This window comes from bacterium (assembly GCA_016873475.1).
Lineage (GTDB): Bacteria > Krumholzibacteriota > Krumholzibacteriia > JACNKJ01 > JACNKJ01 > VGXI01.
In genome coordinates this window covers 1-24,355 of sequence record VGXI01000002.1, presented here as the reverse complement: position 1 = coordinate 24,355, position 24,355 = coordinate 1, and the positions used below count along the sequence as shown (strand labels likewise).

General features: G+C 72.7%; 22 protein-coding genes. 9 read left to right on the top strand and 13 right to left on the bottom strand.

Annotated features, from left to right (window positions below; translation table 11 throughout):
- Positions 1-25: 25 nt before the first annotated feature.
- The 3 genes from FJ251_00370 to FJ251_00360 are packed head-to-tail and all read right to left on the bottom strand — an operon-like array spanning position 26 to position 3,247.
- Positions 26-919 carry a site-specific DNA-methyltransferase gene (locus tag FJ251_00370; protein MBM4116197.1) on the bottom strand — a complete coding sequence of 298 codons (894 nt, stop codon included), beginning with the start codon at positions 917-919 and terminating at the stop codon, positions 26-28.
- Positions 916-1,605, bottom strand: a complete 690-nt coding sequence (locus FJ251_00365; protein ID MBM4116196.1) for a response regulator transcription factor — start codon at positions 1,603-1,605, stop codon at positions 916-918. The genes FJ251_00370 and FJ251_00365 overlap by 4 nt, the downstream gene beginning before the upstream one ends.
- Positions 1,577-3,247 (bottom strand): hypothetical protein, encoded by a 1,671-nt coding sequence (locus FJ251_00360; GenBank protein ID MBM4116195.1) that lies wholly within the window; start codon positions 3,245-3,247, stop codon positions 1,577-1,579. The genes FJ251_00365 and FJ251_00360 overlap by 29 nt, the downstream gene beginning before the upstream one ends.
- Positions 3,248-3,467: 220 nt before the next feature.
- Here FJ251_00360 and FJ251_00355 point away from each other — a divergent pair, with 220 nt between their 5' ends.
- The 4 genes from FJ251_00355 to FJ251_00340 all read left to right on the top strand — a co-directional run bounded on the left by FJ251_00355 (position 3,468) and on the right by FJ251_00340 (position 6,594).
- A complete protein-coding gene (locus FJ251_00355) occupies positions 3,468-3,968 on the top strand; it encodes a PDZ domain-containing protein (GenBank protein ID MBM4116194.1) in 501 nt (166 codons plus the stop codon).
- 12 nt (positions 3,969-3,980) lie between these two features.
- Positions 3,981-4,493 (top strand): SDR family oxidoreductase, encoded by a 513-nt coding sequence (locus FJ251_00350; GenBank protein MBM4116193.1) that lies wholly within the window; start codon positions 3,981-3,983, stop codon positions 4,491-4,493.
- Between the two features lie 2 nt (positions 4,494-4,495).
- Positions 4,496-5,176, top strand: a complete 681-nt coding sequence (locus FJ251_00345; GenBank protein ID MBM4116192.1) for an OmpA family protein — start codon at positions 4,496-4,498, stop codon at positions 5,174-5,176.
- Between the two features lie 107 nt (positions 5,177-5,283).
- Complete coding sequence (locus tag FJ251_00340) at positions 5,284-6,594, top strand: hypothetical protein (protein ID MBM4116191.1); 1,311 nt, start codon at positions 5,284-5,286, stop codon at positions 6,592-6,594.
- Here the strand turns inward: FJ251_00340 and FJ251_00335 are convergent.
- From FJ251_00335 to FJ251_00305, 7 genes are all read right to left on the bottom strand, one after another.
- Positions 6,566-10,006, bottom strand: a complete 3,441-nt coding sequence (locus FJ251_00335) for an insulinase family protein (GenBank protein ID MBM4116190.1) — start codon at positions 10,004-10,006, stop codon at positions 6,566-6,568. The two genes, FJ251_00340 and FJ251_00335, sit on opposite strands and share 29 nt — an antisense overlap.
- Entirely contained in the window at positions 10,003-11,262 is a 1,260-nt protein-coding gene (locus tag FJ251_00330; protein MBM4116189.1) for a glycosyltransferase family 4 protein, read from the bottom strand. Before FJ251_00330 ends, FJ251_00335 begins: the two co-directional genes overlap by 4 nt.
- Complete coding sequence (locus tag FJ251_00325) at positions 11,178-11,843, bottom strand: methyltransferase domain-containing protein (GenBank protein MBM4116188.1); 666 nt, start codon at positions 11,841-11,843, stop codon at positions 11,178-11,180. Before FJ251_00325 ends, FJ251_00330 begins: the two co-directional genes overlap by 85 nt.
- Positions 11,844-11,966: 123 nt before the next feature.
- The gene (locus FJ251_00320) at positions 11,967-13,142 is read right to left on the bottom strand and encodes a glycosyltransferase family 4 protein (protein MBM4116187.1); all 1,176 of its coding nucleotides are present in this window, start codon (positions 13,140-13,142) and stop codon (positions 11,967-11,969) included.
- Positions 13,142-14,356 carry a glycosyltransferase family 1 protein gene (locus tag FJ251_00315; GenBank protein MBM4116186.1) on the bottom strand — a complete coding sequence of 405 codons (1,215 nt, stop codon included), beginning with the start codon at positions 14,354-14,356 and terminating at the stop codon, positions 13,142-13,144. Before FJ251_00315 ends, FJ251_00320 begins: the two co-directional genes overlap by 1 nt.
- Positions 14,349-15,668 (bottom strand): hypothetical protein, encoded by a 1,320-nt coding sequence (locus FJ251_00310; protein ID MBM4116185.1) that lies wholly within the window; start codon positions 15,666-15,668, stop codon positions 14,349-14,351. The genes FJ251_00315 and FJ251_00310 overlap by 8 nt, the downstream gene beginning before the upstream one ends.
- A 70-nt stretch (positions 15,669-15,738) precedes the next feature.
- Entirely contained in the window at positions 15,739-16,125 is a 387-nt protein-coding gene (locus tag FJ251_00305) for a helix-turn-helix transcriptional regulator (protein ID MBM4116184.1), read from the bottom strand.
- Between the two features lie 249 nt (positions 16,126-16,374).
- Between FJ251_00305 and FJ251_00300 the strand changes: the two genes are divergently transcribed.
- Genes FJ251_00300 through FJ251_00285 form a run of 4 tightly spaced genes read left to right on the top strand, consistent with a single transcriptional unit; the run spans position 16,375 to position 20,155 of the window.
- Positions 16,375-16,926: an Lrp/AsnC family transcriptional regulator gene (locus tag FJ251_00300; GenBank protein ID MBM4116183.1), complete on the top strand. Its 552-nt coding sequence runs from the start codon at positions 16,375-16,377 to the stop codon at positions 16,924-16,926.
- A gap of 34 nt (positions 16,927-16,960) precedes the next feature.
- On the top strand, positions 16,961-17,998 hold the full coding sequence (locus FJ251_00295; protein MBM4116182.1) for a homoserine dehydrogenase: 1,038 nt from the start codon (positions 16,961-16,963) through the stop codon (positions 17,996-17,998).
- A complete protein-coding gene (locus FJ251_00290; GenBank protein ID MBM4116181.1) occupies positions 17,995-19,017 on the top strand; it encodes an aspartate-semialdehyde dehydrogenase in 1,023 nt (340 codons plus the stop codon). Before FJ251_00295 ends, FJ251_00290 begins: the two co-directional genes overlap by 4 nt.
- Before the next feature lie 10 nt (positions 19,018-19,027).
- On the top strand, positions 19,028-20,155 hold the full coding sequence (locus FJ251_00285) for an aspartate kinase (GenBank protein MBM4116180.1): 1,128 nt from the start codon (positions 19,028-19,030) through the stop codon (positions 20,153-20,155).
- 306 nt (positions 20,156-20,461) lie between these two features.
- Here FJ251_00285 and FJ251_00280 read toward each other — a convergent pair whose 3' ends face one another.
- The 3 genes from FJ251_00280 to glnA are packed head-to-tail and all read right to left on the bottom strand — an operon-like array spanning position 20,462 to position 23,507.
- Positions 20,462-20,839 (bottom strand): DUF4282 domain-containing protein, encoded by a 378-nt coding sequence (locus FJ251_00280; protein MBM4116179.1) that lies wholly within the window; start codon positions 20,837-20,839, stop codon positions 20,462-20,464.
- Positions 20,840-20,849: 10 nt separating this feature from the next.
- Positions 20,850-22,061 (bottom strand): HD domain-containing protein, encoded by a 1,212-nt coding sequence (locus tag FJ251_00275; protein ID MBM4116178.1) that lies wholly within the window; start codon positions 22,059-22,061, stop codon positions 20,850-20,852.
- 9 nt (positions 22,062-22,070) lie between these two features.
- Positions 22,071-23,507, bottom strand: a complete 1,437-nt coding sequence (gene glnA, locus FJ251_00270) for a type I glutamate--ammonia ligase (GenBank protein MBM4116177.1) — start codon at positions 23,505-23,507, stop codon at positions 22,071-22,073.
- Here glnA and FJ251_00265 point away from each other — a divergent pair.
- Positions 23,404-24,355 (top strand): fumarate hydratase (locus FJ251_00265; GenBank protein ID MBM4116176.1); only part of this gene is annotated, 952 nt, incomplete at its 3' end. The genes glnA and FJ251_00265 overlap by 104 nt on opposite strands.

Sequence of the window (24,355 nt, the reverse complement as noted above, 5' to 3'; positions counted from 1 at the left end):
TGGACCTTCTCCGCGCGGCTGGCAACTAGAGTGAGGCGCCGTCCGCCCCCGCCGCGCGCAGGGCCGCCGGATCGCAGCCCACCCACTCGATGCCGGCGAGCCCCGCGAAGCGCCGCGCCATCACCGCGATCGCCTCCGGGTTGTCGTCGACGAGGATGAAGCGCCGCCCCAGCTCGCGCGCCGCGGCGCCCGTCGTGCCGCTGCCGGCGAAGAAGTCCAGCACGAGGCCGCCGGGCGGCGAGGAAGCCTGCAGGATCCGCCGCAGGATGCCCAGCGGCTTCTGCGTCGGATAGCCGGTCTTCTCCTTGCCGCTCGTGGGCACGATCGTGTGCCACCAGGTGTCGGTGGGCAGCTTGCCCCGCGCCGCCTTCGCGGGCCCGACCAGCCCGGGCGCCATGTAGGGGATGCGCGCGGGGGCCTCGGCGTCGAAGTGGGTGCGCCCGGGGTCCCGGGCGTAGACGAGGATGTTGTCGTGCTTGGGCGGCCAGCGCCGCTTCGTGCGCGCGCCGTAGTCGTAAGCCCAGATGACCTCGTTGGTGAAGCACGCGCGCCCGAAGATGGCGTCCAGCAGCACCTTGACGTAGTGCACCTCGCGGTAGTCGAGGTGGCAGTAGAGGCTGCCCGCGGGCGCGAGCACGCGGCGCGCTTCCACGAGCCGCGGCTCGAGGAAGGCGAGGTAGTCGTCGAAGCGGTCGCTGAAGCGCCGCGTGCCGAGGGCGACCGTCGCGTAGCGCTCGCCGTGGAAGCCGGTGCGATCGCCGCCGGCAGCGCGCACGGTGCGCAGCTGCGTCCGCCGCTGCGCGCGGCCCGTGTTGAAGGGCGGGTCGATGTAGACGAGATCCACGCAGGCGTCCGGCAGCGTGCGCAGCACCGCCAGATTGTCAGCCAGGTGGATCCGGTCGGCCACGGCGCTCCTCAGCCGGTGAACTTGTAGCCCACGCGGTGCACGGTGACGATCCAGCGCGGGTTCGCCGGGTCCGCCTCGATCTTGGCGCGCAGCTTGGAGACGTGCATGTCCACCGTGCGCGTGAGGGGCGCCGTGTCGTAGTCCCAGACGGCGTCGAGGATTTGCTCGCGGCTCACCACCTGCCCGCTGTGGCGCAGGAAGTACTCGAGCAGGCGCAGCTCGCGGCGCGAGATCTCGAGCGACTTGCTGGCCCGCCGCAGCAGACCCTCCGTGAAGTCCACCTCGATGTCGCCGAAGCGGCGCCGCCCCAGCGCGGGCTCCAGCGGCGCCTGCCCCGCCGCCCGCCGCAGCACGGCCTCCACGCGCGCGAGCAGCTCGGCGAAGCTGAAGGGCTTGGTCACGTAGTCGTCGGCGCCCAGCTTGAGGCCGAGCACCTTGTCCAGCTCCTGGCTCTTGGCCGTCAGCAGGATGATCGGCAGCGCGTTGCCGTCGACGCGCAGCTCCTTGCAGACATCCAGCCCGCTTCTCTTGGGCAGCATGATGTCCAGGATCATCAGGTCGGGTGGGCGCTCGGCAACGGCCTCCAGCGCCGCTTCGCCGTCGGCCGCGTGCTCCACCTTGTAACCCTCGTAGGCGAAGCCGTCCATGAGCGCAGCCGCCATCGCCGGCTCATCCTCGACGATCAGGATCCTCGGCATGTTCCTCCTTGGCGGGCGCAGCCGCCAGGCCGCCCGCCGAACCAAAGGGCAGGTGCAGCGTGAAGGTGCTGCCCCGGCCAGGCTCGCTGTCCAGACTCACCCGCCCGCCGTGCGCCCTCGCGATATGCTGCACGATCGCGGCGCCGAGCCCGCTGCCCTTGACATCGTGCACCAGCCCCTTGCCCACGCGGTGGAAGCGCTCGAAGATGCGCGCCTGCTCCTCGCGGGGGATGCCGATGCCCTGGTCGATCACCGCGAGCCGGACCTCGCCCCCTACCTGCTCGAGCGCGACCGTGATCCCGCGCCGCTCCGGCGAGTACTTGCAGGCGTTCTCGAGCAGGTTGCCGAGCGCCCGGCCGAGCGCCTCGGCGTCGCCGCTGAGGGCGGGCAGCGGCGTCGTCGGGCCGCGATAGCTGACCGCGCAATCCGCCCCGCCCGGCCGCTGGCGGAAGGCGGCGATCGTCTCCTCCGCGACGGCCGCCAGGTCGAGCGGGACCGAGCGGTAGCTGCGCCGCCCGCTCTCGATGCGCGACAGGTCGAGCAGATTCTCGATCAGCCGCGATAGCCGCGTGGCCTCGGCCTCGATCGTCTCGCCGTAGCGACGCACTTGCTCCGGCTCCTTCGCCCGCCCCGTGCGCAGCAGCTCCGCGTAGACGCGGATGGAGGCGAGCGGCGTGCGCAGCTCGTGGCTCACGTTGGAGACGAAGTCGGACTTCATCGCCGACAGGCGCGTTGCGCGCTGGGCAGCGCGCAGCGAGAAGAGCAGGCCGGCGGTCAGCACGAGCGCGAGCAGCGCCGAGAGCGCGAGGTTGATCGCGAAGTTGCCGCGCGCCCAGTCCGCCTCGCCCTTGCCCGTGCTGGCGAGGTGGAGCGTCCAGTCCGTGAAGAGGAAGGGGAGGGAGCGGGTTGCCGTGACCGCGCCGGCGAAGGCCGCCTCGCCGAGCACCGGCCGGCCGTCACCGTCGGTGACGAGCACGCCGATGTCCGCCTGCCGCTCCGGCGGAAAGTGGTCGCGGATCGCCTTCTTGACCAGCGCGGGCAGCAGGGACTCGCGCAGGTAGGGCTCGTCGACGACGAAGCCGGAGATGCCGACCAGGCTGCCCGTCTCGTCGGTGATCGGATTGAGCAGGATACGGTGCGCGGGATCGCCCTCGTCGACGCGCAGGGGGCCGGGTCCCGCGAGCGTGCGCCGGCCGCCCCGCGCCTGCCACGGCGCACAGGCGATGATGATCGCCAGGCTCTCGTCGGAGGCCGGTGGCGTCTCGAGCCCCCCGGTGTCCGCGCGGTAGACGAGGAAGTTGCCGAACTCGGCACGTGTGAAATCGACGAGGAAGAGCGTGCGCGTGCCGGCCAGCTCCTGCCCTTCCCAGGTCTTGGCCAGCTTCTGCAGACGCCCCTCGGTGAAGAGCTCCGCCGGCACGTTGAGCAAGCGCTCGGCGCGGGTGCGGTAGTAGTACTCGAACTCCGTGCAGACCGCCTCGAGGAAGCCGCGCAGGGCGGCCTCGCGCAGGAGGGCGCCCGCCTCGCCCAGCCGCTGCAGCCAGCGGTACTGCAGGCCGAGCAGGAGGGCGAGCGAGGCGACGACGGCGGCGAGACCGAGCCAGTGCAGCGGGCCGCGGAGGATGCGGAGTCGATCGGCCATCGCGTCTCCCCTTCGCCGGGATTCTACCGCGCCAGCGGCTGGCGCGCAGCGAGGGTCGGCGAATGCGGCCCCATTTTACAGCCCGGATACAGCTTTGACAGCATTTTACCCTCGGCCTCACCCCTTTTACCTGGCGCTGCCTTAGACTTCTCCCGTGAGCCAAGCCAACGGAGACCTTCCACGCAGGGACGGCTCCCCCACCCGAATCGAAGGAGATGCCATGCCGCGAGTCACCCTTTCCCTGGCGACCGTGCTCGTGCTCTTCCTCCTCGCCGTCTCGAGCGCGATTCCATCCTGGGCCGGTGAGTCCGAGAAGAAGTGCACTGCTGCCACCCAGGAGTGCCTGAACAAGATGACCGAGATGCTCAAGACCAGCGGCTGGGTCGGCATCGAGATGGAGACGGACGAGGCCCTGGGCAAGTACCGCCTCACCAAGGTCATTCCCGGCAGCCCGGCCGAAGCCGCCGGCCTCCAGCCCGGCGACCTCCTCTTCGCCATGTACGGCATCGAGTTCACCGAGGCCAACGGCGAGAAGCTCAAGGCCGCGCGCCAGGAGTGGAAGCCCGGCCAGGAAGTGAGCTACACGATCAAGCGCGGGGACATGAACAAGGAGATCAAGCTCACGCTGGCGCCGATGCCCGCCGACGTCATGGCCCAGTGGATCGGCCGCCACATGATGGAGCACGCCCAGCTGGCCAACGTGGCGGAAGCGACGCCCTAGAGCCTCCTCAACCTGCCAACCCCCCGAGCCGGCCGCCCCACGCGGCCGGTTCCTTTTTTGCTGTCCCGCCGGCGCCCGACGCGCTATCCCTTCCGGGCACGACGAGGAGGCGGAAGGCATGCCGATCCCCCCGGAGCGACGCGCGCTCGTGACCGGTGCCTCGCGCGCCTGCCGGGCGGGCCGCACCCGCTGCTGCGCGCGGACCTGGCCCTGGCCCCGGCCGGCGTCCTCGTCTTCACCGTGGCCCCCGGCTGGGTGGACACGGACATGGCGGCGGAGTACCTTCACGGGGCGGGCGGCGCCGCCGTCCGCGCCCAGAGCCCCTTGAACCGGGTGGCCAGCGCGGAAGAAATCGCCGCCACCGTGCTCTGGCTGGCCACCGAGGCGCCGGCCTTCGCGACCGGCGCCATCGTGGACGTCAACGGGGCCTCCTACTTGCGAAGCTGGCGTGGCCGCGGCTGGCGGCCGAGGATCTCGATGAATGCGGCGGGGCCTGGGCTCCGCCGGACTCCAACCGCGAGGTGAACATGAAGCAGCGCATCGTTTCGTCCCTGGTGATCGTCAGCCTACTGCCCCTGCTCGTCGGCCCCACGGGCTGCGCGAGCATGAGCCGCCAGGAGAAGGGCGCCGCCATCGGCGGCACGGCGGGGGCCGTCATCGGCGGTCTCATCGGCAAGCACAACAAGAACACGGCGGCCGGGGCCATCATCGGCGCCGCCGTCGGCGGGGCCACGGGCGCCGTCATCGGCAACTACATGGACAAGCAGGCGGCCGAACTGGAGCAGGACCTCCAGGGCGCGCGCATCGAGCGCGTCGGCGAGGGCATCATGATCACCTTCGACTCGGGCATCCTCTTCGCCGTCAACAAGTCCGACTTGAGCGCCGAGGCCCAGGCCAACCTGACCAAGATGGCGACGATCCTCAACAAGTACGAGGACACGAACATCATGGTCGACGGCCACACCGACTCCGACGGCAGCGAAGCCTACAACCAGACGCTCTCGGAGCAGCGGGCCGGCTCCGTGGCGCGCTTCCTCGCCATGAACCAGGTGGTCAGCGCCCGCATGACGACGACCGGCTACGGCGAGACCCGCCCCGTCGCGGACAACACGACCGCCGCGGGCAAGCAGGCCAATCGCCGCGTCGAAGTGGCGATCATGGCCAACGAGAAGCTGAAGGAGGCCGCCGAGGCCCAGGCCGGCGGTTGATGGATCGGGCGCGGTGGGGAGCCCCGGCTCGCCGGGAACTCCCCACCGCGCTTCGCGTTGGCTCGCACTCCGGCGCTTCCCCCCAAAACCCTGCCTGGAGGACGGCGATGCCCCTGCGCAATTGCCTCTCGCTCTCCCTGCGCCTCGGTCTCGGCACCCTGCTGCTCGGCTCCCTCACGATCCGCGCCGGCGCCGCCTGGCAAGGCAGCGTCGGCAGCGAAGCCGGGGTGGAGCTGGTGAGGAACCCCGCCGCGCCCGCGGCCGGTGAGATCACGCTCGAGCCGATGCTCCTGTGGCATCTCGGCGCCGAGGAAGACGCCGACGACAGCGAGGTCTTCGGCCGCGTCACCGAGATCGTCGTCGACGATGCGGGAGTGAGCTACCTGCTCGATTCCCAGCTCCACGAGATCCGCGTCTTCTCACCGACGGGCGAGTACCTGAGGAGCCTGGGCCGCAACGGCGAGGGTCCGGGCGAGTTCGTCAACGGCCTGCACCTCTTCCTGCTGCCGGAGAACAGACTGGGTGTCGCGCAGATGATGCCCTCGCGCATCGCCGTGCTCGGCACGGGCGGCGAGGGCTTCTCGGATCTGCACGTCCCGGGGGTCGAGGGCGCCGCCTTCTCGATGATCGACGGCGCCCGCGCCGCGGCCGGCCACTGCGTGCTCTCCCTGATGACGCCCATCGCCGGGCCCGAGCGCTCGGAGACGCGCAAGCGCCTGATCGCCGTCGATCCGGCGGGCAAGCTGCTTGCGACCTACAGCCAGCTCTCCGAGTTCCACGAGGGCGGCGGCATCGTCTTGCGCTTCGGCAGCGGCGAGAGCGAGGACGAGGACTTCATGGCCCAGTGGGACGTGGACGCCGCCGGCCGCGTCTACACGGCGCCCTTCTACGACCAGTACCTGATCCGCGTCTACGCGGCGGACGGCACGCTGAGCCGCCTGATCCGCCGCGACGGCGAGCGCATCAAGCGCAGCCGCGAAGAGATCGCCGAGATCGAGGAGCGCCAGGCCGGCATTCCCGAAAGCGTACCGCGCCCCACGATCAGCCCCTACCTGCGCCAGATCCAGAGCTTCCTCACGCGGCCGGACGGCAGCCTCTGGGTCAGCACGGCCGCCGGCAGCCGCGAGCGGCGCGCCGGCCGCGTCGGTCCCTTCGACCGCTTCGACGCCGAAGGCCGCTTCCAGCAGCGGCTCTGGCTCGCCGCCGACTACGATCCCGAGCGCGACGAGATCATCGTCACCGGCGACCGGCTCTTCGTCCTCAAGGAGGCGCAGATGGTGAGCAGCTCCTTCAGCGCCAGCTCGGGCAACATGAGCATGCAGATCCGCATGGGCGCGCGGAGCGAGGATGAGGACGAGGCGAGAGGTGAGGCCGCGCCCTTCTCCGTGATCAGCTACCGTCTGCCGGCCGGCTACTGACGAGCCAGAACTCCCGCGGGTATAGGCGCTCGACGCCCGGCGGCGCCCCGGGCGCCGCCTCCGCGGCGAGCAGCGCCTCGAGCGCGGCGAACTGCGCCTCCGGTCCGATCAGGAAGAAGACGCCCTCGCGGCCATCGGCCAGCGGCCGGCCGAGCCCGGGCAGCGCGCTCCCGTAGACCGCCGGCAGCCGCGCGGCCAGCGCCGCCGCCAGGTCCGGCGCGTCCCGCAGCGCGAGCAGCGCGCGCCGGTAGGCCCGCACGCGCTCGGGCGCAACGCCGTCGGCGAGATCGGCCGCCATCGCCTCGCCGCGCTGCTCGTAGGCCCCCGCCGCCCGGGATTGATTGAAGGCCACGGCGAGCGCGTAGCGCACTCGCGCCGCGTCCAAGGCGCCCTCCCGCAGCACCGCCGCCGCGAAGCGCAGGGTCTCGGCCACGTCGGGACAGCGCTCGGCGTAGTAGCTCAGGAGGCCGCTGCGCGCCCGGAAGCGCACGCCGTTGCTGTAGGCGAGGCCCGCCGACCAGGTGCGCATGAAGAGGCTGTGGCCGCCGCCCCCCGCGTAGAGCTGGGCAGTCAGGGCGTCCAGCGCGCTCTCGCGATCGCTGCTCCAGGGCGCAGCGAGGCGGGCGCTGAAGAGCAGGGTGCCCGTGCGCGCGCTGGGATCCAGGAGCCCGACGAAGCGGGGCGCCTCCCCGTCCGGCCTCCGCTCGCGCAAGCGCTCGCGCAGGCGCGGCCGGGCGCCATAGCGCGTGCGCCGGCTCGGCCCCGGCGCGAGGCGCCCGACCCAGGACTCGAGCGCAGGCAGCAGGGCCTCGCCGTCGGCCTCGTTCGCGACGAGGAAGGCGCGGCAGTTGTCGGCGCTGAGCAGCGCGGCGAGCGACTCCGCCAGGGCCGCGAGCGCTGCCTCCGGCGACGCGAGCAGGTCGGCGCGCAGTCCGGCGCAGAGCTGGGTCCAGTCCTCCGCGAGGCAGGCTGCCGGCAGGTCCGGCAGCAGCGCGCCGAGACCGGCCTGGATCTCCGCGGCCAGATCGTAGGCGGCGGGCGAGGCCGCGGGCGCCAGGGCGGGCGCGCGCCGACAGGCCTCGGCCACCCCGGCCCGCTCGCCCGGCAGGCCGGCGAGCGCGTCGACGAAGTCCGCGAGCGCGGCGGCGTCGCGCTCGTCGCCGGGATCGGCGAGCAACCAGAGCAGGCGGAAGCCGTGGTGGAGCGCCGTCAGGAAGCAGCCGACGCTGAGCTGCAGGGGGTCGCTCTGCAGGCGCCAGGCCAGCGCCGGCTCCTGCACCCAGGTCTCCTCGGCCGCCTGCATGCGCGTGCGCAGGCGGCTGAATTCCTGGGCCGCCAGATCGCGCAGGCGGGGCAGGTTCTCGCGGTCCAGCCGCGGTTGGCGAAGGGCGGCGTCCAGCCAGACGAGCAGCCGCCCCCGCTCTACCTCCCCGGCCGCGCTGGCGCGCAGGACCAGCTCGCAGCGCCCCGTTTCGGGACTGTGCTCGAAGCTGGCGTTGAAGGCGCTGAGCTCGTGGCGCAGCCGCTCCTGCATCGCCGCCGTGTCCAGGCGCTCGCCCGCGAGCGTGAGTCCCGCCTGCGTCAAGAGGTCCGGGAGCAGGGGCAGCAGGTGCAGGCGCGACTCGGGCAGGACGTCGAGCCGGAAGGCGAGGCCGAGCGTCGCCGTGCCGAGCGACTCGAAACGCGAGACGACGAGCGGCACCCCCCCCTGCAGGCTGCGCTCCTCGTAGACGAGCTCCTCGTCCAGGCCAAGGGGCGGCTCGCGGAGGAACTCGGGGATCGGGTCAGCGGCGGCCGCGGCGGCGAGCGCCGCGCTCTCGCGCGCGGCCGCGTCGCGACGCCGGGCGAGGGCGCGCTGGAGCTCGCCCGCCGCCTCCGCGGCGAGCGCCGCGGTGGCAGCCGCCAGCCGGGCCTGCTTCGCCTTCGCCGCTGCCTGGAGCAGCGCGGGCTCCGGTCGCACGGCCAGCCCGCGCGGCAGCTCGGCGAGCAGGCCCCAGCGCTCGATGGCCGCGCGCCAGCCGTTCGCGCCGGTGGCGAGCTCCGCCGCGAGCGCCGCCCGCGGCTCGGCGAGCACCAGCGAGCGCCGCTCGCCCGGCAGGCGCTCGACGAGGCCGATCAGGCCCTCCCAGTAGTCGGCCTGCCCGCGGCGGAAGCCGAACTGCGGCGGCTGGTCGAGGGCCTGGCGCAGCTCCTTCGCGCGGGCGGCGAGGCGGCTGGCCGCGTCGCGGTCGAAGGCGAGCAGCGCGGGGTCGCCGTCTCTCCAGGCCTGCACGGCGGCGATGCGCTCGACGATGAGCGCGCGGATCGCCGCCAGCCGCTCCTCGGTCAGGCCCTCCGGGTTCAGGCCCGCCAGGCCGATCATCAAGGGATGGCCGGGTTCGTCGCTGTGATAGCCGTAGACGGCGCTCGCGCCCGTGTTCAGCCGGCGGCTCTGCGAGGCGACGAGGTCGGCGTACAGCGGGCTGCCGGGCCCGCCGGCCAGGGTGTCGAGGAAGAGCTCGGCACTCAAGATCTCGCTTGGGTCGAGGTCCAGGCGCGCGGGCCAGGCGAAGACCGCCTGGCCCGGGCTCGCCGCGCTCATGCTCGCGTAGGGCCGCAGCGCGAGCGTGCCCGGCGCCGTCTGCGGCGCGGCCGGCGGCAGTCGATGGCCCTGGATGCCGGGCGTCTCCGTGGCGTCCGGGCCGGGCCAGACGCGCGCGAGAATCTCCCCCAGCCAGTCGAGGGCGCGCTCGGGCGCGATCGTGGGCGGCAGGCTGGCGACGAGGCCCATGCCGGCGGGCCGGTAGCACTCGGCGTGGAAGGCGCGCAACGCGGCGGGCGTCAGCGACCAGAGCGCCTCGGGGCGCCCGCCGGCGTTCAGCGCCTGCGGGTGGCCGGGGCCGTAGAGCAGCTCGGCGATGCCCGTCCAGAGCGGCGTGCTCGGGCTCTCGCTGCTGCTCGTCAGCTCGGCGAGCAGGGTGCCCTGCTCCTCGAGCGCGAGGCGGCCCGTCCCCCGCTCCTCGACCACGGCCAGCTCGGCCACCTCGCGGCGCAGCTCGACGTCGCTGAAGTCGGGATGCAGCAGGGCGTCCAGGCGCGCGCCGAGACTGCGGCGGAAACCCTCCGCGCCGGCCAGGGTGTGGAAGTGGTAGGCGGTGCTGAGCTGACCCGTCCAGGCGCTGCTCGCGCTGAGGGTCATCTCCTCGAGGGCGGCGACCGCCCGGCCCTTGCTCCCCTTGCCGAGCAGCAGGTGCTCGCAGGCGTGCGCCTCGCCCCGCTCGCTGCGCGGGGGCGTCTTGACCCAGAAGAAGCCCTGCGGCACCGAGGGGATCGCGAGCAGGTCGAGCGTGAAGGCCGTGCGCGCGTGGCGCCAGCGGCCGCCCATCCTGCGGCCGCCGGCATCGCCGTACTCGTAGAGAAGAACGAAGCTCACGCCGGCCCGCCTCTCCGGCGCCGTGGCGCCCTCGGCGGCGCCGGGCGATTCGCAAGAACCGCACCGGCCTCAGCGCCGCGGCCGGGCAGCGCGCCCACCAGCTCATCGAGTAGCGCTGCCCAGTGCGCCGCTGCCACCGTCAGGCTGAACTCGCGCTCCACCTTGACGCGGCCGGCGCGACCCAGACGCTCCCGGAGCTCAGGGTCAGCCGCAAGGAGAAGCAGCGCGCGTACCCACTCGTCCTCGGACCCCGCCAGCAGTCCGTCCTCGCCGTCGCTGACGAGCTGCGCGTTGAATCCGACGGGCGAGGCGACGACTGCCCGCGCGGCCGCCCAGTGCAGGAGGATCTTGTAGCCCGCCTTCGCCCGGGCATAGGGCGTGTCGGCGAGCGGCATCAATCCCAGGTGGCAACTCAAGAGCAAGGCCACCTCCGTCTCGAGACTCCAGCGCCGGTTTTCCACCCGAAGACCCGGGCTCGCGAAGTCCCACTCGGAGACGACCAGCAACTCGCAGTCCGTCTCCGCCTGGACGCGTCGCAGCGCGGGGGCGATCGCGGCGAGATAGTGCAGGTTGCCGCCGGTTCCGAACCAGCCCAGGCGCAGGGGTGCGGCCGGCTGCGGCGTCGGAGCGGGGAAGCGACCCAGGTCCACGGGAGTGGGGATCACGCGCACCGGAACCGGCAGCGGTCCGAGGCGCGCGGCGAGGATGTCGGTGCTCGCGACGACAGCTCGGCTCCAGCCGGCAATGCACTGCAACTTGCCCGCGTCGCGCAGACCCCCGGCCAGCGGACGCAGATGGGGAGGCGTCAGATCCAGTGCATCATCCACATCGTAGATCAGGCAGGGGTGGCAGCGACCCAGCAGGCGCTCCAGGACGGGCGGACCAAGGCTCAGGAGTTCGCGCTGCACGACGACCGCATCCGCACCGCGCGCGCCGGCGATCTGCACGAAGCGCCTCACGAGTGCGACGAGAAGATAGGCCAGCTTCGCCGGAACGCGCAGAGGACCACCGCGCGGGTTGAGCCAGCGCGCCAACCCGCTCGACGCCGGGGCGCGGAAGCGGAGTTGCCAGCCAAGGGCTGCCAGAGGCGCCGCGTAGGCTTCCCCCCGACAGCGAGCACTGGCATTGCTTGCATCGCGCCAGGCGAGGAAGTCGATCCGACGCGGGGGCACTAGTCCCCCTTGCGCAGCAGGAAGAGGTTTTGGAAGACGAAGAGATGCCGCAGGAGACCGAGGCTGATCGGGATCGCCACCCATCGGTCATGGCGCAGACCGCGGCGCTCCCAGAGCCGGTAGTTGCGCCGTTCGCGCAGGACGCTGAGACCGGCGGACCTGGCAAGCTCCCGGAAACTGCGCTGCGTGAAGAAGCGCAGGTGGCCGCGATCGAGGATGCCGCGCTCGGCATAGTCCCACCGGTCGCGGAGCAGCCCGAGGCCGACCGAGTAGTGGGACACGTTGGGCACGCTCACGACGGCGTGCCCGCCCTCGATCAGCAAGGTCGCCGCCTGGGCGAGGATCGTCCCCGGCGCTGCAGTGTGCTCGAGGATGTCGGCCATCACGATGAGATCGAATCGCTCGCCCGCCTCGACCAGGCGTGGCAGCTCGCCCTCCAGGCTGCCCACCAACACCCGATCGTAGTGCCCGGCAGCGACCCGGGCAGCCGCCGGTTCCCACTCGATGCCGGTGATTCGCAAGGCGCCGTCACGGCCCTGGAGTCGGCGGCCGAGTTCGCCGCGTCCGCAGCCCAAATCGAGCAGCCGGCGGCAGCCGGGAGGAATCAGCGCCAGCACATCGGGGCGAGCATAGCCGTAGTAGCCGGCCTCGCGCGTGTCGGACATCGGCGTTCTCCCGCAGGGGCCTGAGAGTCGGGATGCGCGCGCCGGCGTCACCGGCGCGAGAGCCCGCGCCGCCCAGTATTGCCGCAGCCTCGCCCGGAGACAATGCCGGATTCCGGGGCTGGGCTAGGCGCCCGCTAGTTCGCAGAGCCAGGATTCGTAGGCGGCCAACATCGCCGTTTCGCTGTAGGCCGTCTCGATGCGCTGCCGCGCCGCCCGCCCCAAGCGCTCGCGCTCCGCGGGGGCTGCGAACAGGTCGCCGAGCGCGCGCGCCAAGCTGCGCGCATCGGCCGCCGCCGGCGCAAGGAGAACGCCGCCGTTGTCCCCGCGAAGGACTTCGGCGATGCCCCCGCGCGCAATTGCCACCACGGGCAAGCCGCTCGCCATTGCCTCGAGCATGCCCAGGGGCAGGCCTTCCGTGCACTGCGTCGGCAGCACGAAGAGCGCGCCGGCTGCCAGCTCGCCCGCGATTTGCGCATGAGGCACGGCGCCGACGATCTCGACCCGCGCCGTCAATCCCCACCGCGCAACGCGCCGCCGGAGCGCCGTGAGCTGGCCGTCGCCGATGATCCGCAGTCGGGCGTCCGGGTAGGCGCCGGCGATCGCGGCAAAGGCGTCGACCAGCACGAAGACGCCCTTGGCGGCAATCACTCGACCCGTGTAGAGCACCCGCTGACCTTCCGCTGGCGAGGCCTGGCGATAGGCGTCGATGGCGATGCCGTTGGGAATGACGCGCAATCCCCGGACTTGCCCGGGGAACTCCCGCCTTAGGCGCTCGCCGAGCTCCGACGAGACGGCCACCAGTCCGGCGCACTGCGGCAGCCGGCGGCGGGTTTGGAAGTGCTGCTCCAGGAGGATGGCCGTCCGCGCCCAAGTCTTCGGGTGCCAGGGGGCGCTGCGCCAGGCAGTCGCCATCTCGGCGCGGGGATTCCCATGCAGCACGGCCAGGCAAGCTGGGCGAGCGCTTGCCGGCAGATCGAGGACACCCCAGGCGCCCGCGCTCTGCGAGAGGATCGCATCGAAGGGTCGCCGGCGCCGCGCGTCGGCGAAGGCCGCGCGTGCACGCGGCCAGTAGCCGCCACCGTAGACGCCAGGCCGCGTCCCGGCCAGGTAGCGCAACTCGAGGCCGGCCTCCTCGACATCCGGCGCGCCACCGGGCGGCAGCGCGGTCGTGAAGAGGGTGACCGCGTGGCCGCGCCGCGCCAGGCCGCGCGCGAGCTGGTCGGTGTGGCGCTCCATGCCGCCGGCGGCGAAGTGCGCCGGCGTCGAACGGGAGAAGAGGGCGATGCGCAGACCGGCCATCAGCGCGCCGCTCCCGCGTGGCCGGCGGCCTTCGCCGCCAGGGCGTCCAGCACCGCGCTCTCGATCTCGGCCAGGCGCACGGGCCAGTTGTGCGCCGCCGCCTCGGCGCGGCGCGCGGCGATCAGCGCCGGTGCGGCGCCCTCGGCGAGCGCAGCCTCCACCGCCGCGACGAAGGCCGCCGGTTCGGCCGCGAAGCGGCAGAGGGCGGGCCGCTCGGCGTAGTCGGCGAGGGCGGGCAGGGGCGTCGCCACGATGGCTTTGCCGGCGGCCATGTACTCGTAGAACTTGAGCGGGAAGGAGGCCCGCGTGGAGGCGCTGAGGCGGAAGGGAATCAGGCAGACGTCGCAGGCGCCCACGAAGGCCGGCAGGGCCGCGTAGGGCTGGAGGCCGAGCCAGTGCAGGTTGGCGAGGCCCTCGAGCGCCGAGAGATCGCTGCCGGGATCGCCCGCGCCCCGCGGACCGACCAGGCAGAACTGCCAGTCGGGACGCGCCGCGGCCACCGCCGCGAGCAGCGGGATGTCCAGCTTGTAGCCCGCGAGGTTGCCCACGTAGCCGAGGCGCGGCCGCCCGATCGCGGCCAGCGCGGGCGGCTCCGGCCCGCCGGCGGCGAAGTGCTCGGCATCGGCCACGTTCGGCACGAAGTGCGCGCGGCCGCGGACCGGCCGCTTCTCGGCGTGGAGCGCCGGCGAGGTCGTGAAGACCAGGTCGCAGCGGGCGAGCAATCGGGCCTCCAGCGCGAGGATCGCCTCCCGGTCCACGCCGGGGTTCTCGGCGTAGGCGTCCACGCAATGGTAGACGAGCAGGCGCTCGGCTAGCGCCCCTGCGAGGACTTCGCCGGTGGGCAGGAAGACCCACAGCAGCGGCTCGCGCAGGTCCAGGCGGCGCATCGCCCGGCGCACCGCCCCCACCAATAGCCGGCGATTGAGCGCCCGCGCCCAGGCCTGGCCATGCCAGGGCAGCAGCGGCGGCGAGAGCAGCCAGACGCCCTCCGGGCTCGCCGACAGCCCGCGCAGCCAGCCGCGCAGGCGCCAGCCCACCTTGCGCCAGTCGCCGCCGCTGCGCGCAGCCGGCGGCCGCAGCCCCGGCGACTCCACGTAGAGCACGCGGTTGCGGCTGGCCAGGCGCCGCATCACGTGGTGGACGTTCAGCGGCGCCGGGCTCGCCCAGAGCGCCGAGCCGACGCAGACGATGTCGGCGCCACGCAACTCAGCCATGCCGGCGCTCCTGCGCCTGGACCTGCCTGCGCTCCCGCAGGAGAGCGCGCCGCGCGCCCCAGGCGTAGAGCAGGAGCAGCAGCGCGTGCGAGAGGTAGACGGCAATCACCGCCCCCTGCCAGCCCTGCCGCGGGATGAGCAGCAGATTGAGCCCCAGGTTCGCCGCCGCCGCCGCGAAGATGCAGGCGCTGCGGAAGCCGAAGAAGTCGGCGCCCGAGAGCGCGTCGCCCAGCGGCAGGTAGAGCCCCTGGAGGACGAGCACCCAGATCAGCGCCCGCAGGACCTGTGGCGCCTCCGGGTACTCGCTGCCCAGGATGGGGCCCAAGAGCGGCGCCGCCGCCCAGACGATGGCGCTCACCGGCAGCGCGTAGGCCAGCACTAGCGGCGCGCTCCGGCGCCAGAGCGCCAGGCTGCCGGCGAAGGAGCCCTGCCGCTGCTGGAAGAAGCGCGGGTAGAGCGCGGACATCAGCGCCTGCACGGGCAGCAGGGCGAAGGCGAAGACGCGAAAGCCCGCCGCGTACTGCCCGGCCGCAGCCAGGCCCGCGAGCGAGGGGAGCAGCATCTTGTCGAGGCCGACGTGGAAGTTGCGGCCCGCCGCGGCGCCCGCGACGTAGAGGCCGTCGCGCAGGCGGCGGCGGATCTCCGGCCAGCTCGCGGGCGCCAGCGGCCAGGCCCAGCCGCGGCCCAGGACCGCAAGGGCGGCGAGCAGGCAGAGCCCGCTGCCCGCCAGATGTGCGGCGGCGAAGCTCGCCAGGTGCAGCTCGCCCGCGAGCGCCACGGCAGCAACCGCGGCCAGCCGCGCGAGGGCCAGGGCCACCTCGATCTGGGCCATGCGGTCGAGGCGCTGGGCGCCCTGCATGATGCCGCTGAGCAGGTTGATCAGCGCGTAGAAGATGAGCTCGGCCACGGCGAGCATGAGCAGCGGCAGGCGCGGGAAGTCCACGCGCAGGAGCGCGGGACCGAAGGCCGCCAGCGCGAGCGAGAGGGCGCCCCCGACGACGAGCGTGACCCGCAGGCCGTCGCTCCAGATCGCGGCGCGGCCGCGGCTGTCGCGCGCCACCTCGCGCAGGGCGAGGATCGGGTAGCCCAGGTTCGTGAAGGGCACGAGGCCGAGCAGCAGGGCCTGCTGGCCCGTGTAGCGCCCGTAGTCCTCCACGCCCAGCCCGCGTGTCGTGAGGATGAAGTAGGCCGACTGGATGAGCATCCGCAGCAGGTGGCCGGCCAGCAGCTGCAGCGCGCCGCCCAGCAGGGAGCGGCCGCCCAGGCGACCGCGCAGGCGCTCCAGGAGGGCGGGGCTTGGCATGCGCGGCATTATCGGCTCCCCTCCCCAGCGCCGCAAGCGCGGGACTCGCGCTGCGCGGCACCGCCCTCGCGCGGGGCGCTCATCCGCCGAGACCGCCGAGCCGCCCGCGCAGGTGCGCCTTCAGGGCGCGCTCGGCGGCGCTCAGGAGATCGGGCAGCCGAGGGTCAGCGAGGGCGTAGTAGACGCGCGTGCCCTCCTTGCGCCGCGTGAGCAGTCCCTCGCTCGCCATGCGCCCGAGCTGGCGCGAGGTGTGGGACTGGCCGAGTCCCGTCTCCGCGACGATCTCGAGCACGCTCAGCTCGCCGCCGGCCAGGAGATCCAGGATGGACAGGCGCGCGGGTTCGGCGAGCAGGCGGAAGTAGGCCGCCAGCTCCTGGAGCACGGGCTCGGAGCGAGGTGTCGCCATGGTCGCTCGCCGTTCGACGCCGGGGAGAGGATGCGCCTCTCCCCGGCTTTCTCTCACCATCTCCTGCGTGCATGCGGGAGACGTTCCCGAGTCCAATATATGCCTCCTACGCTATATTGTCAATGAGAGATATGTACCAGTCTGCGATCGCAGCGCCAGGCGCTCCTCGCGACGGAGCTGCCGGCGCCGCTTCCCCGGCGCGCCGCCCGGTTCGCGGCGCGCCGGTGGGCCGGCCACGCCCAGGTTGCAGCGCAGGGCGATGGGCAGCCGATCCCTGAGCAATTCGGGAACAGCGCATGCGGGTCTCACATGCTTAGGGAGGGGCGCGGCTGGACCTCAGCATCGTTGCGATGGGCGCCACTTTTCTCTATCCTGCCCGCCATGCAGAGTGTCCGTCTCGACGCCACCGACCGCCGGATCCTCGAGATCCTCCAGGCCGAGGGCCGCCTGCCCAATGCCCGCATCGCCGAGCGCGTGGGCCTGTCGCCGCCCAGCGTCCACGAGCGCATCCGCAAGCTCGAGGCGAAGGGTGTGATCCGCGGCTACGCGGCCATGATCGACGGTGCGCGCGTCGGCCTGCGGACGGAGGTCTACGTAGCCGTCGCGCTCAGCCTGCACCGTCGCGAGCGCATCGAGGAGTTCAGGACGGCCATCCTGGCCATGCCGCAGGTGCTCGAGTGCCACCACCTGACCGGGGAGGAGGACTTCCTCCTGCGCATCGTGGTGCCCGAGATCGGCGACTACGAGGATTTCCTCTTGCACACGCTCACCCGCGTCGAGGGCGTGAGCAAGCTCAAGAGCGCTTTCGTGCTCTCGACGCTGAAGCGAGACACCCGGCTGCCCCTGCCGGAGAGCCCCTAGCCGCGCGCGCGGCCCGCCCTGTGAGGAGTCTGGGATGCAGAAGATCGCCCTGATCGGATTCGGGAACGTGGGCCAGGGACTGGCCGAGATCCTCCACACCAAGAAGGCGGCGCTGGCGCGCCGGCACGGTTACGCGGCCAGTGTCGTGGCCGTGAGCGACGCCCGCCTGGGCGCCGTCTGCGACCCGCAGGGCCTGGATCTGGGCCGCCTGCTGAGGGCAGTCCGCGAGAAGGGCAGCCTGGATGCCTATCGCGGCCCCGGCCTCGCCCGCCGCTGGGACGCCCTGAAGACGATTCGGGAGAGCGGCGCGGAGGTCGTCGTGGAGATGGCCTGGACCGACCTCGCCACCGGCCAGCCGGCCATCCGCCACTGCGAGACGGCCCTGAAGCTCGGCAAGCACGTCGTGACCAGCAACAAGGGGCCGGCCGCCCTCGCCCAGCCTCGCCTGGCGCGCCTGGCCGCCAAGCACGGCGTGCAGCTGCGCATCGAGGGCACGGTGATGAGCGGCACCCCCGTGCTCAGCCTCGCCCTCGAGAACCTGGCCGGCAACGACTTCACGGCCATCCAGGGCATTCTCAACGGAACGACCAACTACATCCTCAGCGAGATGGAGGCCGGCGCCGACTACGCCGCCGCCCTCGACAAGGCCCAGGCGCTCGGCTACGCCGAAGCCGACCCGACCGGCGACGTCGAGGGCCACGACGCCGCGGGCAAGGTGGCGATCCTCGCCAACCTGCTGATGGGCGGCAAGCTCTCCCCCGCCGACGTCAGGTGCAAGGGCATCACGGGCATCAAGGCGGCGGACGTCGCCAAGGCCCGCGCGGCCGGCAAGCGCTGGAAGCTGATCGGCAGCGTGCGCCGCCTGCCGGGCGGCGGGCTGGACGCCCGCGTCGAACCGGTCGCCCTGCCGCTCGCCGATCCCCTGGCCGGCGTCATGGGCCCCACCAACGCCGTCAGCTTCGAGACGGACCTGCTGGGCAAGGTCACCGTCGTCGGCCCGGGCGCCGGCCGCGTCCAGACGGGCTTCGCCATCCTCAGCGACCTCATCGCCATCGCAAGGAGCCGCGCATGAAGCAGTACACCTTCGCCGTCGTCGGGGCGCTGGGCAACGTGGGCACGGAGATGCGCAGCATCCTGGAGGCGGCCACCGACCTGCCGATCGCCGGCCTCGTCCCCATGGACCTGCCCGAGAACGCCGGCAAGAGCGTCACCTGGCGCGGCAAGGCCCACACGGTGGTGGCCGCCGAGCCGGAGGCCTTCCGCGGCGTCGACATCGCCATCTTCAGCGCCGGCGAGGCGGCGGCCAAGGCGCTGGCGCCCGAGGCCGTGAAGCGGGGCGCGGTCTGCATCGACAACAGCACCGCCTTCCGCATGGACCCCGAGCACCCGCTGGTGATCCCGGAGGTGAACCCCCAGGCCCTGGCCGGCCACCAGGGCATCATCGCCAACCCGAACTGCTCGACGATCCAGATGCTGGTGGCGCTGGCCCCCCTGCACAAGGCCTACAAGGCCCGCCGCGTGGTGGTGAGCACCTACCAGGCGGTCAGCGGCACCGGGCAGGCGGCGGTCGAGGAGCTCCAGGGCCAGGTGAAATCCTACGCCGCCGGCCGGCCCCTGGCCGTGCAGGTCTACCCCCACCAGATCGCCTTCAACGCCCTGCCCCACATCGACTCCTTCCTCGACAACGGCTACACGAAGGAGGAGATGAAGATGGTCAACGAGACGGCGAAGATCCTCGATCCCGCCATCAAAGTGACCGCGACGACCGTGCGCATCCCGGTGGTCAACGGGCACAGCGAGAGCGTCAACGTGGAGTTCGAGCGGCCCTACGACCTGGACGAGCTGCGCACCCTGCTCGCCCGCTCGCCCGGCCTCGTCGTCGAGGACGAGCCGGCGCGCACGCTCTACCCGCTGGCGATCCGGGCCAGCGGCCAGGACCCGGTCTACGTCGGTCGCCTGCGGCGGGACTTCAGCTGCCCGAACGCCCTGAACTTCTGGTGCGTCGCGGACAACCTGCGCAAGGGCGCCGCCCTGAACACGGTCCAGATCGCCCGCGAGCTGATCGGCCGCGGCCTGGTCCGCACCCCCTAGGCGAGCGCCCATGGCCGAGCCGGCGACCCTGGTCCTCAAGTTCGGCGGCACCAGCGTCCGCGACGCCGCCGCCCGCGCGGCCGCCATCCGCCGGGTGGCGGCCCGCGCCGCGGCGGGCCGGCGCCTGGCCATCGTCGTCAGCGCGCTGGGCCGCAAGGGCGAGCCCTACGCGACGGACACGCTGATCGGTCTGCTCACCGGAGCCGGCGAGCCGGTCGCCCCGCGCGAACTGGACCTGGCGATGGCCGCCGGCGAACAGATCGCCGCTGCCCTCTTCGCCCACGAGCTGACGCTCGCCGGCCTGCCGGCCCAGGCCTTCACCGGGCCGCAGGCCGGCGTCCTCACGGACGGGCGAGCGGGCGAGGCCGAGATCCTGCGCGTCGAGCCCGCCCGCATCGCGGCCTGCCTGGCGGCGGGGCGGATCGCCGTCGTGGCCGGCTTCCAGGGCGCGGACGCCGCGGGGGAGATCCGCACGCTGGGCCGCGGCGGCAGCGACACGAGCGGCGTCGCCCTCGGCGCCGCGCTCGGCGCCGCCGAGGTGGAGATCTACACGGACGTGCCCGGCGTCGCCGACGCCGATCCCCGCCGCGTGCCGGCCGCGCGCTACCTGGCGGAGCTGCCCGCCGCCGCCATGCTCGCGATGGCCGAGGAGGGGAGCAAGGTCGTCCACCCGCGGGCGGTGCGGGCCGCGCTGCCGGGGGCGACGCCCCTGCGCGTGCTCAGCACCTTCGATGAGGGCGAGGGCACGCTCATCCACCACCGGCCGGCGACGGGACCCCTGCGCCCGCTGGCGCTGGCCCAGCGCGAGCGGCTGGTGCTCTTGCGCGCGGCGGGCGCGGATCTCGCGGCTCTGGATCCCGAGCTGCTCTCAGCGGGCGCGGGGCGCTACCTCGCGCCCGACGATCCCGCGCTGCCCGCGCGGCTGGCGCGGCTCGCGGCAGCGGGCACGTTCGCGCCGCCCGAGCGCGGCTGGGCGACGCTCTCGCTCGTCTTCAGTGGCCCGGGCGCCGCGGCGCCGCCGCCCGCGGACGCAGAGGCGATCCCCGCGCCGGCCGATCGCTGCCGCTGGCTGGTCCCCGAGCCCGCGCTCGCTGCCGCGCTCGCAGCGCTCCACGCGCGCCTGCTCCGCGGCGCGTGAGCGCTGGGGTCGCTGCGTTTTTTTTCGCCGCCCATGCGATTCTTGCTTGCATGCCTGGCGGCACCGGCGCGATAGTCCGCGCCAAGAGCAAGCCGGGACAGTCCCGGCCCAGTTCCCTTCCCTACTACGCGGAGAGATCGCAATGGCTGGCAAGAAGAAGGCCGCTGCCAAGAAGGCCACCAAGTCCACGACCAAGAAGAAGTAACTTCTACTGGCCGCTTGTCGGTCATGTGACTTGATCGGGGGAGGGACAGGTGCCCTCCCTGCTCTTTTTAACGGGGGTCGCCCGGGGCCGACCGGCGCGGCTCAGCTCTCGGGCGGGGCGCCGGCGCCCTCGGCCGCCTCGGCCTTCTCCTTGCGCCCGCGCCGGCGGCGCGGGCTGCGGCCCTCGGCCTCGACGAGCAGCTCCATGTGCTCGGCGATGCGGAAGAAGACCATCACCAGCTCCACCACGACCCGGGCCAGCAGGCTGTAGACCAGGAAGAGCAGCGGCGCGAGCAGCAGGGCGCCGATGCCGGTCCAGACGCCGCGCCCGAAGCCGCCCCCGATGAAGCGCAGGGAGCCGAAGAGGGCGGCCAGCAGGCCGATCGTGTAGAGGAGCTTCAGCACGCCGGGCGTGAGGAAGTCCTCGAAGCTGAAGTCGAAGAGGGTGGCGAGAAAGCCACGCTGCCTGTGCTCGCTCATTGGATCTCCTTCACAGCCCCAGCCAGGTTTCCGTCACCGCGCGGGCGCGGGCGCGGTCCTCGGGCGCGGTGTAGACCGCGAAGACCGTGTGCGAGGACTCCTTCTCCGCCAGCGCCCGGGCCAGGGCGGACAGCTCGTAGAGGTCCGTCCGCTCGCCGCTCTTGCGCAGGATGGGCAGCTCCACCCGCTTCAGGCGCGGCTCGGTGAAGGCGAGCATGTCGACCGGCATGTCGACGAGCAGCCCGCCGGGCCCGAAGCCGCAGCGCTCGGTGAGCAGGGCCTCGATCTCCTGGCGGCCCAGGCCGCGGGAGGTCTCGGCGAGGGCGGCGCGGAGCTGTCCCTCGCCCCGGCTCGCGATGCTGAAGGCCGTCTTGTAGAGGTCCCGGTACTGGATCTTGTCCACCAGCTCGGCGCTGACGCCGCCGGCCAGGCGCAGGCGGGCCATCAGCTCGCCGTCGGTCATCTCGTACCAGCCCTCGATGCTGCTCACGGCCAGCTCCATCGCCCTGAGCAGCATCGTCTCGGCGATGCGGCCCGTCCGGTGGGCGTAGACCGCCGAGTACATGTGGTCGCGGGCGACGAGCATCTCCTCGATGGCGTCCAGGCCCTTCTCCATGAGGTAGAGCCCGCCCAGGACCCGGTCGGCCTTGAGCGTGTGCAGGATGCGGTGGAGGTCGATGTTGCCGTGGGCGATGCCCGTGAAGTAGCTGTCGCGCAGGAGATAGTCGAGCTGATCGGCGTCGATCGGCCCGTGGATGACGTGCTGGAGGATGGCGTCCGGGTGGCGGCCCGTCACCAGGTCGGCCACCTCCTCGGGATCCAGGCCGTAGCGGCGCAGGATCTCGGGGATCCAGCCCGCCCGCGGGAAGCTGAAGCGCGCCCTGCCGGTGATGAGGCTGCCCGTCAGCTCCATGTGGTCCTCGGGCAGCAGGCTCTCCAGGGCGTGGCTGAAAGGCGTGTGCCCGACGTCGTGCAGCATCCCGGCCGCCTCGGCCAGCCAGCGCTGCTCGGGCAGCAGCTGCAGCGCCTCGGCCATCTTCCCGGCGACGTGGCTCACCCCGATCACGTGGCAAGCCCGGGTGTGGACGCCGCCCGGGTAGCTGAGGAAGCTCAGCCCGAGCTGGCGGATCCACTGCAGGCGCTGCAGCTCCGGCAGCTCGAGCAGCCCCCCCTGGAGCTCGTTCAGCTCGATGAAGCCATGGATCGGGTCGTTGACGAACATGGCCGCCTCTCAGGCGTCGAAGTAGAGCGAGATCTCGTAGGGGTGCGGCCGGTTGCGCACCGCGTTGTACTCGTCCTCGATCTTGGCGTGGATCCAGGCCGCGATCAGCTCGCGGCTGAAGACGTCCCCCGCCAGCAGGAACTCGTGGTCGGCCTCCAGGGCGAGCATCGCCTCGCGCAGGCTGGTCGGCAGGCTGCCGAGCCTGGCCTTCTCGGCCTCGGGCAGGGCGAAGACGTTCACGTCGTAGGGCCCGAAGCCGAGCTGGCTCGGGTCGAGCCGGCGGCGGATGCCGTCCAGCCCGGCGAGCAGCTGCGCGGCCATCGCCAGGTAGACGTTGCAGGTCGCATCCGGCGGGCGGAACTCGAAGCGCTTGGTGGCCGCCGTGTCCGCGTACTTCGGGATGCGGATGGCGGCGCTGCGATTGGCCAGCCCGAAGATCGTCTTTACCGGCGCCTCGAAGCCGGGCACCAGGCGCTTGTAGCTGTTCGTGCTCGGGTTGGTGAAGGCGAGCAGGGCCGGCGCGTGGACGAGCTGGCCGGCGATGTACTGGAGCGCGAGCTTGCTCAGCCCGGCGTAGCCCTTGGGATCCCAGAAGAGGTTCCTGGGCCCCTTCATCAGGCGCTGGTGGAAGTGCATGCCGCTGCCCGCCTCGTTGTAGAGGGGCTTGGGCATGAAGGTGACGGTCTTCTTGTGACGCACCGCCGTCATCTTGATGATGTACTTCACCCGCAGGGCGTTGTCGGCCGCGGCGCGGAGCGGCTGCTCGAGCACCTCGATCTCGCTCTGGCCCGGGCCGCCCACCTCGTGGTGGTGATAGCGGACGGGGATGCCGGCCGCCTCCAGCTCGGCGACCATCTCGGCGCGCAGGTTGAAGAGCTGGTCCAGCGGCGGGCTGGCGTGGTAGCCGCCCTGGCGGGGAATCTTGTAGCCGAGGTTGCTGTCGGGACCGACGGCGCTGTTCCAGTCCGCCTCGGCGCTGTCGATGCGGTACATCGCCGTGTTGATGTCGTTCAGGTAGGTCACCGCGTCGAAGATGTAGAACTCGAACTCGGGCGCCCAGAGGCTGCCCGTGGCGATGCCGCTCGCGGCGAGCAGGGCGTCGGCCTTGGCGAGGATGGCCCGCGGGTCGCGCGCGAAGGGCGCCTTCGTGTCGGCCTCGACGGGCTGGGCGATCATCGACAGCGCGGGCCGGTCCCAGAAGGGATCGCGCGCGGCCGTCGCCGGATCGGCGAGGAGCAGCATGTCGCCGGCCTCGAGCGACTTGAAGCCGGGCACGCTGGAGCCGTCGAAGGCGATGCCCTCCGAGAAGAGGGAGGCATCCACCTGGCTGAGCGGCACGCTGATGTGGTGCCAGCCGCCGAAGAGGTTGACGAACTTGAGGTCGACGACCTCGATCCCCTCGCCCTTGACGCGGGCGAGGACGCGCTCCACCGCGGAGGCGGCCATGGAGACTCCTTGTCGGGGCGGTGAGTTCGGGGTGCGGCAGTCCGGGCAGTGTGCCTCAGGGCCGGCGGGGATGCAAGGGCCGCCGCGCGCCACGCCGGCGGCGGCTTCGCCGCGATTGAAGGCCGGCGGCCGCTGGCCTATATTGGCGGTCTGGGTCCGCCGCCCGGGCCCGGGAAGCGAGGCCGGCATGAAGACGATCCCCGACCTGGAGAGCCACCTCTTCGAGCTGATCCGCCGGGCGAGCACCAAGCTGCCGGCGGACGTGACCGCGGCCCTCGGCGCCGGCCAGGGCCGCGAGGCGGCCGGCTCGGCCGCGGCGACCAGCCTGGCGACCATCCTCGAGAACGTCGAGCTGTCCGAGCGCTGCGTGAGTCCGATCTGCCAGGACACCGGCACGCCGGTCTTCTACGTCAAGCACCCCTGGGACTACCCGGTGCGCCCGATCCGGGAGGCGGCCCTGGCCGCCATCCGCCGGGCCACCAAGGAGAGCCTGCTGCGTCCCAACGCGGTGGACTCCGTGACAGGCGCCAACAGCAACGACAACACGGGCGAGGCCTTTCCCTCCTTCAGCTTCGAGCAGTGGGAGGAGCCGGACGCGCTCCGCTTCGACCTGCTGCTCAAGGGCGGCGGCAGCGAGAACCAGAGCGCCCAGTACAGCCTGCCGCACGGCGGGCTGAAGGCCGGCCGCGACCTGGAGGGCGTCAGGCGGGTGATCCTCGACGCGGTCGTGAACGCCCAGGGGCAGGGCTGCGGCCCGGCCATCCTGGGGGTCTGCATCGGCGGCGACCGGGCGAGCAGCTACGCGCTGGCCAAGAAGCAGCTCCTGCGGCCTCTCGCCGACCCGAGCC

Bases quoted from the DNA above. Each gene is read 5' to 3' on its own strand.
- FJ251_00315 (MBM4116186.1), bottom strand. From the start codon at position 14,356: ATGGCTGAGTTGCGTGGCGCCGACATCGTCTGCGTCGGCTCGGCGCTC.
- FJ251_00360 (MBM4116195.1), bottom strand. From the start codon at position 3,247: ATGGCCGATCGACTCCGCATCCTCCGCGGCCCGCTGCACTGGCTCGGT.
- FJ251_00330 (MBM4116189.1), bottom strand. From the start codon at position 11,262: ATGGGTGGCGATCCCGATCAGCCTCGGTCTCCTGCGGCATCTCTTCGT.
- FJ251_00365 (MBM4116196.1), bottom strand. From the start codon at position 1,605: ATGCCGAGGATCCTGATCGTCGAGGATGAGCCGGCGATGGCGGCTGCG.
- FJ251_00345 (MBM4116192.1), top strand. From the start codon at position 4,496: ATGAAGCAGCGCATCGTTTCGTCCCTGGTGATCGTCAGCCTACTGCCC.
- FJ251_00305 (MBM4116184.1), bottom strand. From the start codon at position 16,125: ATGGTGAGAGAAAGCCGGGGAGAGGCGCATCCTCTCCCCGGCGTCGAA.
- FJ251_00285 (MBM4116180.1), top strand. From the start codon at position 19,028: ATGGCCGAGCCGGCGACCCTGGTCCTCAAGTTCGGCGGCACCAGCGTC.
- FJ251_00355 (MBM4116194.1), top strand. From the start codon at position 3,468: ATGCCGCGAGTCACCCTTTCCCTGGCGACCGTGCTCGTGCTCTTCCTC.
- FJ251_00340 (MBM4116191.1), top strand. From the start codon at position 5,284: ATGCCCCTGCGCAATTGCCTCTCGCTCTCCCTGCGCCTCGGTCTCGGC.
- glnA (MBM4116177.1), bottom strand. From the start codon at position 23,507: ATGGCCGCCTCCGCGGTGGAGCGCGTCCTCGCCCGCGTCAAGGGCGAG.
- FJ251_00300 (MBM4116183.1), top strand. From the start codon at position 16,375: ATGCTTAGGGAGGGGCGCGGCTGGACCTCAGCATCGTTGCGATGGGCG.
- FJ251_00310 (MBM4116185.1), bottom strand. From the start codon at position 15,668: ATGCCGCGCATGCCAAGCCCCGCCCTCCTGGAGCGCCTGCGCGGTCGC.
- FJ251_00280 (MBM4116179.1), bottom strand. From the start codon at position 20,839: ATGAGCGAGCACAGGCAGCGTGGCTTTCTCGCCACCCTCTTCGACTTC.
- FJ251_00320 (MBM4116187.1), bottom strand. From the start codon at position 13,142: ATGGCCGGTCTGCGCATCGCCCTCTTCTCCCGTTCGACGCCGGCGCAC.
- FJ251_00290 (MBM4116181.1), top strand. From the start codon at position 17,995: ATGAAGCAGTACACCTTCGCCGTCGTCGGGGCGCTGGGCAACGTGGGC.
- FJ251_00295 (MBM4116182.1), top strand. From the start codon at position 16,961: ATGCAGAAGATCGCCCTGATCGGATTCGGGAACGTGGGCCAGGGACTG.
- FJ251_00325 (MBM4116188.1), bottom strand. From the start codon at position 11,843: ATGTCCGACACGCGCGAGGCCGGCTACTACGGCTATGCTCGCCCCGAT.
- FJ251_00275 (MBM4116178.1), bottom strand. From the start codon at position 22,061: ATGTTCGTCAACGACCCGATCCATGGCTTCATCGAGCTGAACGAGCTC.